Origin of the sequence: Brevibacterium sp. SIMBA_078 (assembly GCF_046534565.1) — a bacterium.
Classification (GTDB): domain Bacteria; phylum Actinomycetota; class Actinomycetes; order Actinomycetales; family Brevibacteriaceae; genus Brevibacterium.
Genome location: NZ_JAWRYQ010000089.1, coordinates 1 through 335, shown reverse-complemented (window position 1 = coordinate 335; position 335 = coordinate 1). Strand labels below are relative to the sequence as shown.

The 335-nt window shown below is 28.7% G+C and carries 1 protein-coding gene; it reads right to left on the bottom strand.

Annotated elements, in window-relative coordinates:
* A partial coding sequence (locus SB749_RS18985) for a hypothetical protein (RefSeq protein ID WP_410711670.1) occupies positions 1-269 on the bottom strand: 269 nt, incomplete at its 3' end.
* Positions 270-335: the final 66 nt, after the last annotated feature.

Sequence of the window (335 nt, the reverse complement as noted above, 5' to 3'; positions counted from 1 at the left end):
CCAAAGTGACTTCTAGACCAAGAGTCTCTATAATAATTATTCATTAAATCATCATCAGTTTTACAAACATACCTTTCTCTTACTTCTTCAATACTATTTAAAACTATTTTTCTAATTGAATCTTTAAAATCTACTGTTGTAAAGTTATTCTTTTTCATTTTGTCATTCAGCAAGCTTTCAGCGTCTTTCCAATTCCTACGTATACTTTCTCCTCCAAAACCTGTGAAATAAAATACTCTTTTGAGACTATACGTGTCTTTATAATACATTCGTTTATGGATACCTAGTTTAGTTAAATAAGAATTACTTATTATGGTATCACTACATTGAGGTAC